Source organism: Cupriavidus cauae, assembly GCF_026210475.1.
GTDB classification, from domain to species: Bacteria; Pseudomonadota; Gammaproteobacteria; order Burkholderiales; family Burkholderiaceae; genus Cupriavidus; species Cupriavidus cauae.
The window spans coordinates 1,327,838-1,341,127 of sequence record NZ_CP080293.1 but is presented as its reverse complement, the minus strand read 5'-3'; the positions used below and the strand labels follow the sequence as shown (position 1 = coordinate 1,341,127).

The window sequence follows — 13,290 nt, the reverse complement described above, 5'->3', positions numbered from 1 at the left end:
CTTCCATGTACGCATTCGAGTTCCAACGCGCGACCGATGCCCAGGCCGCGGCCGCGCTGCTGCGCAACGACCCCGACGCCAAGATCGTGGCGGGCGGACAGAGCCTGATCGCCGCGATGAAGCTGCGGCTGGCCGCGCCATCGACGCTGGTCGATATCAACCGCATTCCCGGCATCCGCGATATCCGCGTCGAGGGCGACACGCTGGTGATCGGCGCCGGCGCGCGACACGCCGATGTCGAGGCGCACCCCGAGGTCAAACGCCGGCTGCCGGCGCTGGCCGCGCTGGCCGGCGGCATCGGCGACCGCCAGGTGCGCGCGCTCGGCACGCTGGGCGGCTCGATCGCCAACAACGATCCGGCCGCCTGCTATCCGGCAGCGGTGCTCGGGCTAAACGCCACCGTGGTGACCGACCGGCGCAGCATCGCCGCCGACGATTTCTTCGTCGGCATGTACGAGACCGCGCTCGAGCCGGACGAGCTGATCACCGCGGTGCGCTTCCCCTGTCCGCGGCAGGCGGCCTACGTCAAGTTCCGCAACCCGGCCTCGCGCTTTGCGCTGGTCGGCGTGATGGTGGCGCGTGGCGTCGGCGGCGGCGCTGCGAACGGCAGCGGCGGTGGCAACGGTGGTAGCGGTGGCAACGGCGGCGACGTGCGCGTTGCCGTGACCGGCGCCGCCGACGCGGTGTTCCGCTGCGAGCCGCTGGAGCGGGCGCTGTCGGCCGACTTCAGCGCGGCGGCCGCCCGCGCGGTGACGATCCCGGCCGAGGGCCTGAACGACGACCTGCATGGGTCCGCCGAGTACCGGGCGCATCTGATTCCGGTGCTGGCGGCGCGGGCGGTCGAGCAGGCGCTGGGGCAATCGTCCATGCAGGCCTCCTCGCAGTCGTCCACGCCATCGCCCTGAAGCGGGGCGGGGCGGGACGTGAAGCGGCGCGGCGGGCCGTGAAGGACAGCGGCTCGCCGGTCCGCCGTCCCGCCGCAGTCTTTCCCCCTGCGAACCTGATTTCGTTTATCAGCGCGCCGCCCGCCTGCCAGCCATAGCCATCGCCAGCCATCGCCCGACCTCGCCTTCATGCTGCCCGATTCGATCGACCAGACCCTGACGCTGCTCCAGCGCGAGCAATATTTCGCCGACCGCGAGACCGCGACCGTGCTGTTCCTCGCGCTGAAGATGCAGCGCCCGCTGTTCCTGGAAGGCGAACCCGGCGTCGGCAAGACCGCGCTGGCGCAGGCGATCGCCGCGGGCCTCGGCACCAGGCTGTTGCGCCTGCAGTGCTACGAAGGGCTCGACGCCGCCAGCGCGCTGTACGAATGGGACTATCCGCGCCAGATCATGGCGCTGCGGCTGGCCGAGGCGCGCGGCGAGCGGCCCGAGGCGCAATCGCTGTACCGCGACGAATTCCTGCTCAAGCGCCCGCTGCTGGAGGCGCTGCTGCCCGACCCGGCCGCTCCTGCGGTGCCGCGCGTGCTGCTGATCGACGAGATCGACCGCGCCGACGAACCGTTCGAGGCCTTCCTGCTCGAGGTGCTGTCCGAATACCAGGTGTCGATCCCGGAGATCGGCCGCATCGCCGCGCAACGCCCGCCGCTGATCGTGATCACGTCGAACCGCACGCGCGAGGTGCACGACGCGCTCAAGCGCCGCTGCCTCTATCGCTGGATCGGCTATCCCGAGCGCCAGCGCGAGCTCGACATCGTCGCCGCCCGCGCACCAGAGGCCGCGGCCGCCTTGCAGACACAGGCGATCGACTTCGTGCACCGCCTGCGCGGCATCGATCTGTTCAAGGCGCCCGGCATCGCCGAGGCGATCGACTGGTGCCGCGCGCTGGCGGCGCTCGGCGTGACCGAGCTGGATCCCGATTCGGTGCGCGACACGCTCGGGGTCCTGCTCAAGTACCAGGACGATCTCGCGCGCGTCGACGGGCCGACGGTAGCCGAACTGCTGGCCGGCACGCCGACGGAGCCGGCCGGGGAGCGCTGAATGACGCCGCGCCAGCCAGCCGACGCGACTCCGCCCGAGCCTCGTTCGGGGACAGCGCCGGACGCGGCGGCGGCGCCGGTCCCGCCGGAGCCGCCGGGTCCACCGGTCGGGCACGCCACGCCGGTCGCGCCGGCGGCGCTGCCGCCGCCCCTGCCGGTGCTGGCCCGCAATATCACCCATTTCGTACGGCTGCTGCGCGCGGCCGGCCTGCCGCTGTCGCCGGCGCAGGCGGTCGACGCGCTGCAGGCGCTGCGGCATGTCGACCTGGGCCGGCGCGACGAGGTGCACGCCACGCTGGCGGCGCTGATGCTGTCCGGCCCAGATCAACGCCCGCTGTTCGACGCCGCCTTCGACCTGTTCTGGCGCGACCCCGACTGGGAGGGCAAGCTGCGCGCGCTGCTGCTGCCGCGCGTCGAGGCCGGCGCACCGCCGCCCCGCCGCAGCAATCGGCTCGCCGATGCGCTGGCCGCGCGCGAGCCGCCTGGCGCACAACCCGCACCGGTGCCCTCGCCTGCCGAGGAGCGCATCGGTGCGGTGCTGACCTTCTCGGCGCAGGAGCGGCTGGCGCAGCGCGACTTCGACACGCTGTCGGCCGACGAATGGCGCGCGCTGCAGCACCTGATCCGCTCGCGCCGCACGCATCTGGCCACCGAGCGCACGCGCCGGCTGCGCGCCGCCGCGCACGGCACCCATGCCGACCTGCGCGCCAGCGCGCGTCTGGCGGTGCGCCAGCACGGCGAATGGATGCGCTGGAAATATCGCCGCCACGCCGAGCGCCGCCCGCCGCTGGTGCTGCTGCTCGATATCTCGGGATCGATGAGCCAGTATTCGCGTGCGGTGCTGTACTTCTGCCATGCCTTGATGCAATCGCGCGAGCGGCTGTCGGTCTTCCTGTTCGGCACGCGGCTGACCAATGTCAGCCGGGCGCTGCGCGAGCGCGATCCGGACGACGCGGTCGAGGCCATCTCGCAGCAGGTGAGAGACTGGGCCGGCGGCACGCGCATCGGCGCCGCGCTGGCGACTTTCAACCGCCAGTGGGCGCGCCGCACGCTGGGCGGCCGCGCCACTGTGCTGCTGGTCACCGACGGCCTCGATCACGAACGGATCGACCTGCTCGGCGACGAGATGGCGCGCCTGCGGCGTTTCGCCCATCGCATCGTCTGGCTGAATCCGCTGCTGCGCTACGCGGGCTTCACGCCGCAGGCGCGCGGCGTGCAGGCGATCCTGCCGCATGTCGACGCGCTGCGCCCCGCCCACAACCTGGCCAGCCTGTTCGCGCTGGATTCGCTGCTGGCGGCGCCGCCTTCCGCATCGCATTCCGCATCGCATTCCGTGGCGCAACAGCGCCCCGGTCCGGCCCCGGGCCGGCGAGCCCCCAACGACAAGGAGAACACCGCACCATGGAAATGACCCAAACCCACCGGCTGCCGGTGCCGCAGCAGGTCGCCTGGGAGGCGTTGAACGACACGGCCCTGCTCCAGCATTGCATTCCGGGATGTGAGAGTATCGAGCCCGATGGCGACAACGCCTATCTGCTCAGCATGACGGCCGCGATCGGGCCGGTGAAGGCGAAGTTCAAGGGCCGGATGGCGCTGCAGGACATCCAGGCGCCGGACAGCTATACCATCGCGTTCGACGGCCAGGGCGGCGCGGCCGGCTTCGGCAAGGGCACCGCGAAGGTGCGGCTGGACCCCGACGGCGACGAGACCGTGCTGTCGTACACGGTGCAGGCGCAGGTCGGCGGCAAGATCGCGCAGATCGGCTCGCGGCTGGTCGACGGCGCCGCGCGCAAGATGGCGGACACCTTCTTCACGCGCTTTTCCGAGGCGGTCAGCGGCGGCCAGCAGCCGGCCGACGGACAGGCAGGCGAAGCCGGTGAACCTTTGGCGGGCGAATCGAACCAAGCCACTGCCGCCGGCGAACCGGCTGACAAACAAGCAGGCGAACAAACCAAACGGAAGCGATCATGGACAGCGTGGATCTCGAAGTCCTGAAAAGCAGCGTGCGCTGGACCGCCGAGGGCCACCGCACGCTGCTCGTCACGGTGGTCAGGACCTGGGGCTCGTCGCCCCGCCCCGAGGGTGCGATGCTGGCGGTGCGCGACGACGGGCTGGTGGTCGGCTCGGTGTCGGGCGGCTGCATCGAGGACGACATCATCGACCGGGTCCGGCGCGAGGGCATCGCGGCCCGCGCGCCGGAGGCGATCAAGTACGGCATCAGCGCCGAGGAGGCGCACCGCTTCGGCCTGCCCTGCGGCGGCACGATCGAGCTGGTCGCCGAGCCGGTCAGCGCCGACAGCGGACTGGCCGAGCTGCTGGACGCGGTCGAGAACGGCAGGCTGGTGACCCGCACGCTCGACATGGAGACCGGCAAGGCCACGCTGGGCCCTGCCGAGGCCACCGACGGCCTGACCTTCGACGGCCGCACGCTGGCGACGATCCACGGGCCGCGCTACCGGATGCTGGTGATCGGCGCCGGCCAGCTTTCGAAGTACCTGTGCCAGATCGCGGTCGGCCTCGGCTTCCAGGTCACCGTCTGCGATCCGCGCGAGGAATACACCGAGACTTGGGACATTCCCGGCGTCACCATGGTGCGCACCATGCCGGACGACACCGTGATCGAGATGAAGCTGGACGAGCGCTGCGCGGTGATCGCGCTGACGCACGACCCCAAGCTCGACGATCTCGCGCTGATGGAGGCGCTGCGCACGCGCGCGTTCTATGTCGGCGCGCTGGGCTCGCGCCGCAACAACCAGGCGCGGCGCGAGCGCTTGAAGGAATTCGACCTGAACGACGCGCAGCTGGCGCGGCTGCATGGGCCGGTCGGCATCTATATCGGCAGCCGCACCCCGCCGGAGATCGCGATCTCGATCCTGGCCGAGGTGGTGGCGGCGAAGAACCACGTGTCGCTGCCCGACATCCTGCAGGTCGAGGGCGCCAAGGCCGCGCGCGAACTGGCCGCCAACGAGGCGAGCGCATGCAGTCCGGGCCGCTGATCGATTCCGATCTGCCGGCCGGCATCCTGCTGGCCGCCGGCTACGGCCGCCGCTTCGATGCCAGCGGCGCGCGCAACAAGCTGCTGCAGGCGCTGCCGGACGGACGCACGGTGGCCTGGCACAGCGCCCGCACGCTGGCCACCGCGCTGCCTGGCGCGATCGCCGTCGTGCGGCCGGGACAACCCGAACTGGAACGGGAACTGAGCGAGGGCGGCTGCAAGGTCGTTGCCTCGGCGCGCGCCGAGGCCGGCATGGGTGCCGCGCTGGCGGCGGCGGTCACGGCCAGCGAACAGGCGGCCGGCTGGCTGGTGGCGCTGGCCGACATGCCGTGGCTACCGGTCGAACTGGTGCGCGCGGTGGCGCTGAGCATCGTCACGCCGGAGGCCAGCGCCGAAGCGATTGCCGCGCCGTGGCGCGACGGCCGGCGCGGCCACCCGGTGGCGTTCGGCCGCGCGTGGCGCGACGCGCTGCTGCGGCTGGACGGCGACGAGGGCGCCCGCGCGCTGCTGCAGGGCCGGGCGGTGACACGCATCCTGACCGATCACGACGGCGCCTTCAGGGATATCGATACGCCCGAGGACCTGCGCTGACGGCTGCGGGCGCGGCCCGCTAGCTGATTGCGTTCTCCCTCTCCTCCTCAGGGGGAGAGGGTTGGGGCGACGGAAAAAAGATGGAGTGCCCCATCACCCCTGATCGCTCTCCGCAAGACTGCGCAGGTATTCGCGGCTCCACCAGTGCACGTCCTGGGCGCGGATGTTCTCGAGCAGCTTCTGATGGCGGCTCTGCCGCTCTGCCAGCGGCATGTGCAGCGCCTGCTGGATCGCCTGCGCGGTGCCCTGGATGTCGTAGGGATTGACCAGCAGCGCTTCCTTGAGCTGCTCGGCAGCGCCGGCGAAGCGCGACAGCACCAGCACGCCGGGATCGTCCGGGTCCTGCGCGGCGATATATTCCTTGGCGACCAGGTTCATGCCGTCGCGCAGCGGCGTCACCAGCGCGACGCGCGCCGCGCGGCACAGCCCGGGCAGGCGCCGGCGCGACGTGGTGCGGTGGATATAGCGGATCGGCATCCAGTCGAGCTCGCCATACTCGCCGTTGATCGCCCCGGACATGCCCTCCAGCTGGCGGCGCAGATCGGCATAGGCGTCGACGGACTCGCGCGAGGGCGCCGCGATCTGGATCAGCGTGGCGCTCGAACGGTTCTCGGGATACTGCGCCAGCAGCGCCTGGAACGCCTTCAGCCGCTCCGGCAGCCCCTTCGAATAGTCCATCCGGTCCACGCCCAGCAGCAGCCGCCGGCGCGCGTACTGGGCCATCATCATCTCGTAGGTTTCCTGGGCCTCGTGGCCCTTGCCCAGCGAGACGAATTCGTCGACGTCGATGCCGATCGGAAACGCCTGCGCCCGCACGGTGCGATGGAAGGCGCGGTAGCGGTGGTCGCCCATCGGCTCGGCGCCGGCCTCGGACTGCGCGTAGCGCGCGAAGTGCTCGAGGTCGGCCTGGCTCTGGAAGCCGATCAGGTCGTAGGCGAACAGCGCGCGCATCAGCCATTCGTGCTGCGGAATGGTGGTCAGGATTGGCGGTGGCGGCAGCGGGATATGGAGGAAGAAACCGATGCGCTGGCCGCATCCCATCGCCCGCAGTTCCGCGGCCAGCGGAATCAGGTGATAGTCGTGGATCCAGATCATGTCGTCCGGCCGCAGCAGCGGCGCCAGCTTGCGCGCGAACAGCTGGTTGACGCGGCGGTAGACGTTCAGATGGCCGGCGTCGAAATCGGCCAGATCGACGCGGTAGTGGAACACCGGCCATAGCACGCCGTTGCTGTAGCCGAGGTAGTAGGCGTCGTGGTCCTCGCGGCTCAGGTCGACCGTGGCCAGCGTTACGTCGCCGGCATGCTGCAGATGCAGTTCGCCTTCTCCGGGCGTGCCACCCTGCGCGGTCTCGACGACCCGGCCGCTCCAGCCGAACCAGAGCCCGCCGGTGGCATTCAGCGTTTCGCCGAGCGCCACCGCCAAACCGCCGGCGGCGGCATTGCGGGGGTCGGCGACGCGGTTGGATACCGCTACCAGTCTTGACATAGGCCTCCTGTGTGGCGGCGCGCCGGCGCGCGCCGCCCGGTGAATCGGGGCCGGCTCAGATCACCGCGTCCCATGGCGACGACAGGCGCATCGCGCCGTTGATCAGGCCGACCATCGAATAGGTCTGCGGGAAGTTGCCCCACATTTCGCCGGTGACCGGATGCGTGTCCTCGGACAGCAGGCCGAGCGGATTGCGCGCGGCCAGCATCGCCTCGAAGATCTCGCGTGCCTGTTCCTTGCGGCCGATGCGCGCGAGCGCATCGATCCGCCAGAAGGTGCAGATGTTGAAGGCGGTCTCGGGCTTGCCGAAATCGTCGGGCGCCTCGTAGCGGCGCATGTAGGGGCCGTCGCACAGCACCTCTTCCAGCCGTTCGAGGGTCGCGACGAAGCGCGCGTCGCGCGGATCGATGAAGCCGACCTCGGCCATCAGCAGCACGCTGGCGTCGAGCTCGCGTCCGCCGAAGCTCTCGGCGAAGGCCTGGCGTTCCTCGCTCCACGATTCGCGCAGGATGCGCTCGCGCATCGTGTCCGCATGCTTGCGCCAGTAGGCCGCGCGCGCCGGCAGCCGCAGCTCGTCGCCGATCTTGGCGAGCCGGTCGCAGGCCGCCCAGCTCATCAGCGCGGACGAGGTATGCACCCGGGCGCGCGTGCGCAGCTCCCACATGCCGGCATCGGGCGTGCCGAACACGCGCACCGCCTGTTCGCCGACCTGCTCCAGCACGCGGTATTCGGCCGGGCCGCCGCGATGCAGCAGCCGGTGGTCGTGGAAGGCCTGCGCGGCGCCGAGCACCACGTTGCCGTAGACGTCGTGCTGGAAGTGTTCCTGCGCCTGGTTGCCGACCCGCACCGGCCCCATGCCGCGGTAGCCGGCGACATGTTCGAGCACGCTCTCGGGCAGCTCGCGTTCGAGGCCGATGCCGTACAGCGGCTGGATATGGCCGTCCTTGGACTGCATCACCACATTGGACATCCAGCGCAGATAGTCCTCCATGGTGCCGACTTCGGACAGGCTGTTGAGCGCGCGGATCACGAAGAAGGCGTCGCGCAGCCAGCAGAAGCGATAGTCCCAGTTGCGGCCGCTGTGCGGGGCCTCGGGAATGCTGGTGGTCATCGCGGCGACGATCGCGCCGGTCTCCTCGTACAGCGACATCTTCAGCGTGATGGCGGCCCGGATCACCGCGTCCTGCCATTCGCGCGGCACCGCCAGCCGGCGCGTCCACAGCTTCCAGTACGAGATGGTCTCCTGCTCGAAGTCGCGCGCGGTCTCGTCGACGCCGTGCTGCAGCGTCTCGTCGGGGCCGAGGATGAAGTTCATGCCCTGCGTGACGAGGAACGGCGTGTTGGCCATCACATAGGTCAGCGGCGCGTCGGTGGTCATGCGCAGCGTCATGTCGTCGCCGACGAAGCGGACGTGGCTGCTGCCGCGCGAGGTCTGCGGCACCGTGCGGCCCCAGTTGAAGCGCGGCGCGATGCAGACCCGCACGCGCGGCGCGCCCTTGACCGGGCGGATGCGCCGCACCAGCGTCAGCGGACGGAAATAGCGGCCGAGGCGGAAAAAACGCGGCGCGAAATCGGTGATCTCGAGGCAATTGCCGTGACGGTCCGTCAGGCGCGTGCGCAGCACCGCGGTATTCGGCTCGTACCATTGGCGCGATTCGGCGAAGTCCTCGATCTCGATCGAGAAGTGGCCGGCGTTCTCGCTCGGATCCAGCAGCGCGTTGAAGACCGGATCGCCGTCGAAGCGCGGCAGGCAGCACCAGACGATGCGGCCGCGCGAATCGACCAGCGCCGAGAAGGCGCAGTTGCCGATCATGCCCAGCGATAGCGAAGGCGGGCAATATCGCCCGCCCTGCTGTGTGCCGTCGCTGTTGATCTCGTCGGCGCGGTTGCGTGCTACCCCGGATTCAGGCTGACTCACAAACTTCCCCCTTGTCAGGATGAGGTGGTGGACGCGGATGGATTGGTGCCGCTGCCGGACGGCGCCGCTGCCGCGGCAGCGGCGGGAGCGGCGTCGATATCGGTGCCGGCATCGGTGCCGGCATGGGTGTCGGCGCCGGCGGCATGCGCGGAAGATGGCCCGCCAGCCTCGCCGCCCTCGCCGGCGGCACCGGCACCACCGGCCGCACCGCCATCGAGCGCCTTCGCGCTGCGATGCAGCCAGGCGCGCAGGTCCGCGGGCGCCGGCACGCTGACGGTGGCGGCGCTCGGCCGCTGGCCGACCAGCACGCCGACCCCGCCCAGATGGGCGACCATCGCGAAGCCGTCCTCGTCCGTCACGTCGTCGCCGGCGAAGATCGGCATGCGGCCGGCAAACGGCGGCGAGCGCATGATCAGCTCGACCGCGCTGCCCTTGGTGACGCCGGCCGGCTTGACCTCGACCACCATCTTGCCGTGGAGCATTTCGAGTCCGCTGACATCGCCCAGCGCCTGGGCGACCTGTTCGCGCACCAGCGTCTCGAGCTCCGGCGCGGCGCGGTAGTGGACCGCCAGCGCCATCGGCTTGCGTTCGAGCCGCAGGCCGGGATGGGCCTGCGCGAAATCCTCGAGCCGCCGGTGCAGCCGGTCCAGGTCGGGGGCGGGGACTTCGAGCCGCCGGCCCTCGGCGTCGCGCAGTTCGGCGCCATGCACGCCCGCGGTGGGCAGTTGCAGCGGGGCCAGGAAGGCGTCAAGTTCGGCGATGGTGCGCCCCGATACGATCGCGACCGCGCCGCCCAGCTGCCGGTGCAGCGTGCGCAGCGTTCCCACCAGTCCCGCTTCGACCTGCACGAGCTCCGGGCGTGGCGCCAGGTCGGCCAGCGTGCCGTCGAAGTCGAGGAATAGCGCGTTATCGGGATCGATCAGCGGAAGGGATGACATCGCCGCACACCGTATCACGTTAGCTTGACGAGCGTCCACCGGATGGCGTCCTACAAGGCGGATGGGTCACCGGCGCACGCACGCCGCCGGCCGCGACGCCCCGCGAGCACCGCGGCGGTGCGGCACGCCAGGGGGCCTGCACCATGGCGTAGCACCGGGCGCCATGCGGACCCGACGCCGCCCGATCCTTTATCATTAGCGGTTTCCCGAACGCCAAGGCCGATGCCGGGGCGGCGCAAGCATCGCGCGCCGCGACCCCGAGCCGCCCTGCGCCCCGCCCCCGGCGCCGGCCCTCCGCCTTCCTCCGTCCATCCAATCCGGCCCCGCGCCGGTCGTCGACATGACCCGCAAGACAGCCAGCAAACCCGACTACCTGAAGAAGATCCTGACCGCCAAGGTGTACGACGTGGCGCAGGAGACCGAGCTGACCTACGCCCGCGAACTGTCGGCGCGAATTGGCAACGGGGTCTGGTTCAAGCGCGAGGACACCCAGCCGGTGTTTTCGTTCAAGCTGCGCGGCGCCTACAACAAGATGGCCTCGCTGAGCGCCGACGAACTCAAGCGCGGCGTGATCGCCGCCTCGGCCGGCAATCACGCGCAGGGCGTCGCGCTGGCCGCGGCGCGGATGGAGTGCAAGGCCATCATCGCGATGCCGGTGACGACGCCCCAGGTCAAGATCGACGCGGTGCGCAAGCACGGCGGCAAATGGGTGCAGGTCGTGCTGCACGGCGAGTCGTACAGCGACGCCTACCAGCACGCCGCCGAACTGCAGCGCAAGCACAAGCTGACCTTCATCCATCCGTTCGACGATCCCGAGGTGATCGCCGGCCAGGGTACCGTGGCGATGGAAATCCTGCGCCAGCACCCGGGCCCGCTGCACGCGGTGTTCGTCGCCATCGGCGGCGGCGGGCTGATCGCCGGCGTGGCGTCGTACATCAAGGCCGTGCGGCCCGAAATCAAGGTGATCGGCGTGCAGACGGTCGACTCCGACGCGATGAAGCGCTCGATCGAGGCCGGCAAGCGCGTCGAACTCAAGGACGTGGGCCTGTTCTCGGACGGCACCGCGGTCAAGCTGGCCGGCAAGGAAACCTTCCGCATCGCGCGCGAACTGGTCGACGAGATCGTGCTGGTCGACACCGACGCGCTGTGCGCGGGCGTCAAGGACGTGTTCCAGGACACCCGCAGCATCCTGGAGCCCTCGGGCGCGCTGGCCGTCGCCGGCCTGAAGGCCTATGCCGAGCGCGAGAAGCTCAAGGGCAAGAACCTGGTGGCGATCGCCTCGGGCGCCAACATGAACTTCGACCGCCTGCGCTTCGTGGCCGAGCGGGCCGAGGTCGGCGAGGCGCGCGAGGCGGTGTTCGCGGTGACCATCCCCGAGGAGCGCGGCAGCTTCCGCCGCTTCTGCGAGCAGCTGGGCACGCGCAACGTGACCGAGTTCAACTACCGCATCGCCGACAACCAGCTCGCCCACATCTTCGTCGGCGTGCAGATCGGCAGCCGCGCCGAGAGCGACAAGATCGCCGCGAGCTTCCGCCGCCATGGTTTCGCGGCGCTGGACCTGTCCAACGACGAACTGGCCAAGCAGCACATCCGCTATATGGTCGGCGGGCACTCCGCGCTGGCCCAGGACGAGCTGCTGTACCGCTTCGAATTTCCCGAGCGTCCGGGCGCGCTGATGAAGTTCCTGTCGAGCATGAGCCCGAACTGGAACATCAGCCTGTTCCACTACCGCAACCAGGGCGCCGACACGTCCAACATCCTGGTCGGCATCCAGGTGCCGAAGAACGAGAAGCGCGAATTCCGGGCCTTCCTTGCCACGCTCGGTTACTTACACTGGGAAGAAACCGACAATCCGGTCTACAAGCTGTTCCTGGCGTGACGGCGGCTGCCGTCCGCCGCCGTCACGCCGGGTGGCCGAACCGCCGGATTGCGGAAATCGCTTGATCGACGGATCGCCGAACCGCCGACCCGCCGAACCGCCGAACCGCTGAACCGCCGAACCGCTGAACCGCCGAACCGCTGAACCGCTGAACCGCTGAACCGCCGAACCGCTGAACCGCTGAACCGCTGAATGGCGGAACCCCGACAGGAGTCCTCATGACCGTGCCCGAACATTCGCCGCTGGGCAAAGTCTCGGCCTACAAGACCGAGTACGACGCCAGCCTGCTGTTTCCGATCCCGCGCGCGCCCAAGCGCGCCGAGATCGGCCTGCCCGACGGCCGCGCGGTGCCGTTCTTCGGCGTGGACATCTGGAATGCCTACGAGCTGTCGTGGCTCAATCCGAAGGGCAAGCCGCAGGTCGCGCTGGCGAGCTTCATCATCCCGGCCGACACGCCGAACATCGTCGAATCGAAGTCGTTCAAGCTGTATCTGAACAGCTTCAACCAGACCCGGCTGGAATCGCCGGAGGCGCTGCAGCAGCTGCTGCGCAACGACCTGTCCGAAGCGACCGGCGGCGCGGTGCAGGTGCGCCTGACGGCCGAGCCGGACTTCGGCCGCCAGCAGATGGGCGAGCTCGACGGCCTGCTGCTGGACCGCCTCGACATCGAGACCGACATCTACGAGCCGGCGCCGCAGCTGCTGCGCGCCGACCAGGAAGAGACGCCGGTCGAGGAGACGCTGGTCTCGCATCTGCTCAAGTCGAACTGCCTGGTCACCGGGCAGCCGGACTGGGGCAGCGTGCAGATCCGCTATGTCGGCGCGCCGATCGACCAGGAAGGGCTGCTGAAGTACCTGATCTCGTTCCGCAATCACAACGAGTTCCACGAGCAGTGCGTCGAGCGCATCTTCATGGACGTGCTGCGCCAGTGCAAGCCGGTCAAGCTGGCCGTCTACGCGCGCTATACGCGGCGCGGCGGCCTGGACATCAATCCATTCCGCACCAACTTCAACACGCCGTGGCCGGATAACCGGCGCAACGCGCGGCAATAAGGCCCCTCTCCGAAGACAAGGCCGGGCCGGCGTCGGCGCGACAGCGCTGCGCCGGCCTTCTTTGTAACAGGGCTTGAATTAATTAATGCGCCAATTAATATCCAGCACACCAGATCCTTCCGACCATGACCGCCCGCCGCTCCCGCTCTTCCGCCGCTTCTCCCGCCGCCCTCCCTGCTTCGCCGCAGCAGCCCGCGCCGTTACGGCGCCCCGGCCGTCCCGGGCGCAGCGCCCCGGCGGGCAAGGGCCTCGGCAGCGCGCCGCCGCGCGGCCCGGGCCGTACGCTTGCCGCCGAGGACCAGCGCGAGCGCCTGCTGGACGCCGCCGTGACGCTGTTTGCCGAGCACGGCATTGCCGCGACCCAGGTCAAGGCCATCGCGGCCCGCGCCGGCGTGACGCCGGCGCTGGTCCACTACTACTTCGGCGACCGGGGCCGTCTGCTGGACGCGGT

11 protein-coding genes and 1 pseudogene are annotated in these 13,290 nt (G+C 70.1%); 9 read left to right on the top strand and 3 right to left on the bottom strand.

Going from position 1 to position 13,290, the window contains the following annotated elements; all coding sequences use genetic code 11:
- Nucleotides 1-5: 5 nt before the first annotated feature.
- From KZ686_RS06010 to KZ686_RS05985, 6 genes are all read left to right on the top strand, one after another.
- Entirely contained in the window at nt 6-905 is a 900-nt protein-coding gene (locus KZ686_RS06010; protein ID WP_265633231.1) for an FAD binding domain-containing protein, read from the top strand.
- Between the two features lie 168 nt (nt 906-1,073).
- On the top strand, nt 1,074-1,982 hold the full coding sequence (locus KZ686_RS06005) for an AAA family ATPase (protein WP_226108545.1): 909 nt from the start codon (nt 1,074-1,076) through the stop codon (nt 1,980-1,982).
- A 156-nt stretch (nt 1,983-2,138) separates the two neighbouring features.
- A complete protein-coding gene (locus KZ686_RS06000; protein ID WP_407648537.1) occupies nt 2,139-3,392 on the top strand; it encodes a vWA domain-containing protein in 1,254 nt (417 codons plus the stop codon).
- Nucleotides 3,383-3,976, top strand: a complete 594-nt coding sequence (locus KZ686_RS05995) for a CoxG family protein (protein ID WP_149320154.1) — start codon at nt 3,383-3,385, stop codon at nt 3,974-3,976. The genes KZ686_RS06000 and KZ686_RS05995 overlap by 10 nt, the downstream gene beginning before the upstream one ends.
- Nucleotides 3,949-4,977: an XdhC family protein gene (locus KZ686_RS05990; protein WP_149320153.1), complete on the top strand. Its 1,029-nt coding sequence runs from the start codon at nt 3,949-3,951 to the stop codon at nt 4,975-4,977. The genes KZ686_RS05995 and KZ686_RS05990 overlap by 28 nt, the downstream gene beginning before the upstream one ends.
- The gene (locus KZ686_RS05985; protein ID WP_149320152.1) at nt 4,959-5,567 is read left to right on the top strand and encodes a nucleotidyltransferase family protein; all 609 of its coding nucleotides are present in this window, start codon (nt 4,959-4,961) and stop codon (nt 5,565-5,567) included. Before KZ686_RS05990 ends, KZ686_RS05985 begins: the two co-directional genes overlap by 19 nt.
- Nucleotides 5,568-5,660: 93 nt before the next feature.
- Here KZ686_RS05985 and otsA read toward each other — a convergent pair whose 3' ends face one another.
- The 3 genes from otsA to otsB form a co-directional block, all read right to left on the bottom strand.
- Nucleotides 5,661-7,052: an alpha,alpha-trehalose-phosphate synthase (UDP-forming) gene (gene otsA, locus KZ686_RS05980; protein WP_149320151.1), complete on the bottom strand. Its 1,392-nt coding sequence runs from the start codon at nt 7,050-7,052 to the stop codon at nt 5,661-5,663.
- A gap of 55 nt (nt 7,053-7,107) precedes the next feature.
- Nucleotides 7,108-8,865, bottom strand: a complete 1,758-nt coding sequence (locus KZ686_RS05975; RefSeq protein ID WP_265633420.1) for a glycoside hydrolase family 15 protein — start codon at nt 8,863-8,865, stop codon at nt 7,108-7,110.
- A gap of 119 nt (nt 8,866-8,984) precedes the next feature.
- A complete protein-coding gene (gene otsB, locus KZ686_RS05970; RefSeq protein WP_265633229.1) occupies nt 8,985-9,908 on the bottom strand; it encodes a trehalose-phosphatase in 924 nt (307 codons plus the stop codon).
- Between the two features lie 340 nt (nt 9,909-10,248).
- Here otsB and ilvA point away from each other — a divergent pair, with 340 nt between their 5' ends.
- The 3 genes and pseudogenes from ilvA to KZ686_RS05955 all read left to right on the top strand — a co-directional run.
- A complete protein-coding gene (gene ilvA, locus KZ686_RS05965; RefSeq protein ID WP_265633228.1) occupies nt 10,249-11,787 on the top strand; it encodes a threonine ammonia-lyase, biosynthetic in 1,539 nt (512 codons plus the stop codon).
- Between the two features lie 218 nt (nt 11,788-12,005).
- Nucleotides 12,006-12,839, top strand: coding sequence for an NADPH-dependent 7-cyano-7-deazaguanine reductase QueF (gene queF, locus KZ686_RS05960; RefSeq protein WP_226108550.1), 834 nt, complete (start codon nt 12,006-12,008; stop codon nt 12,837-12,839).
- A gap of 125 nt (nt 12,840-12,964) precedes the next feature.
- Nucleotides 12,965-13,279: pseudogene (locus KZ686_RS05955) on the top strand (helix-turn-helix domain-containing protein); the annotation flags it as partial.
- Between the last annotated feature and the right edge of the window lie 11 nt (nt 13,280-13,290).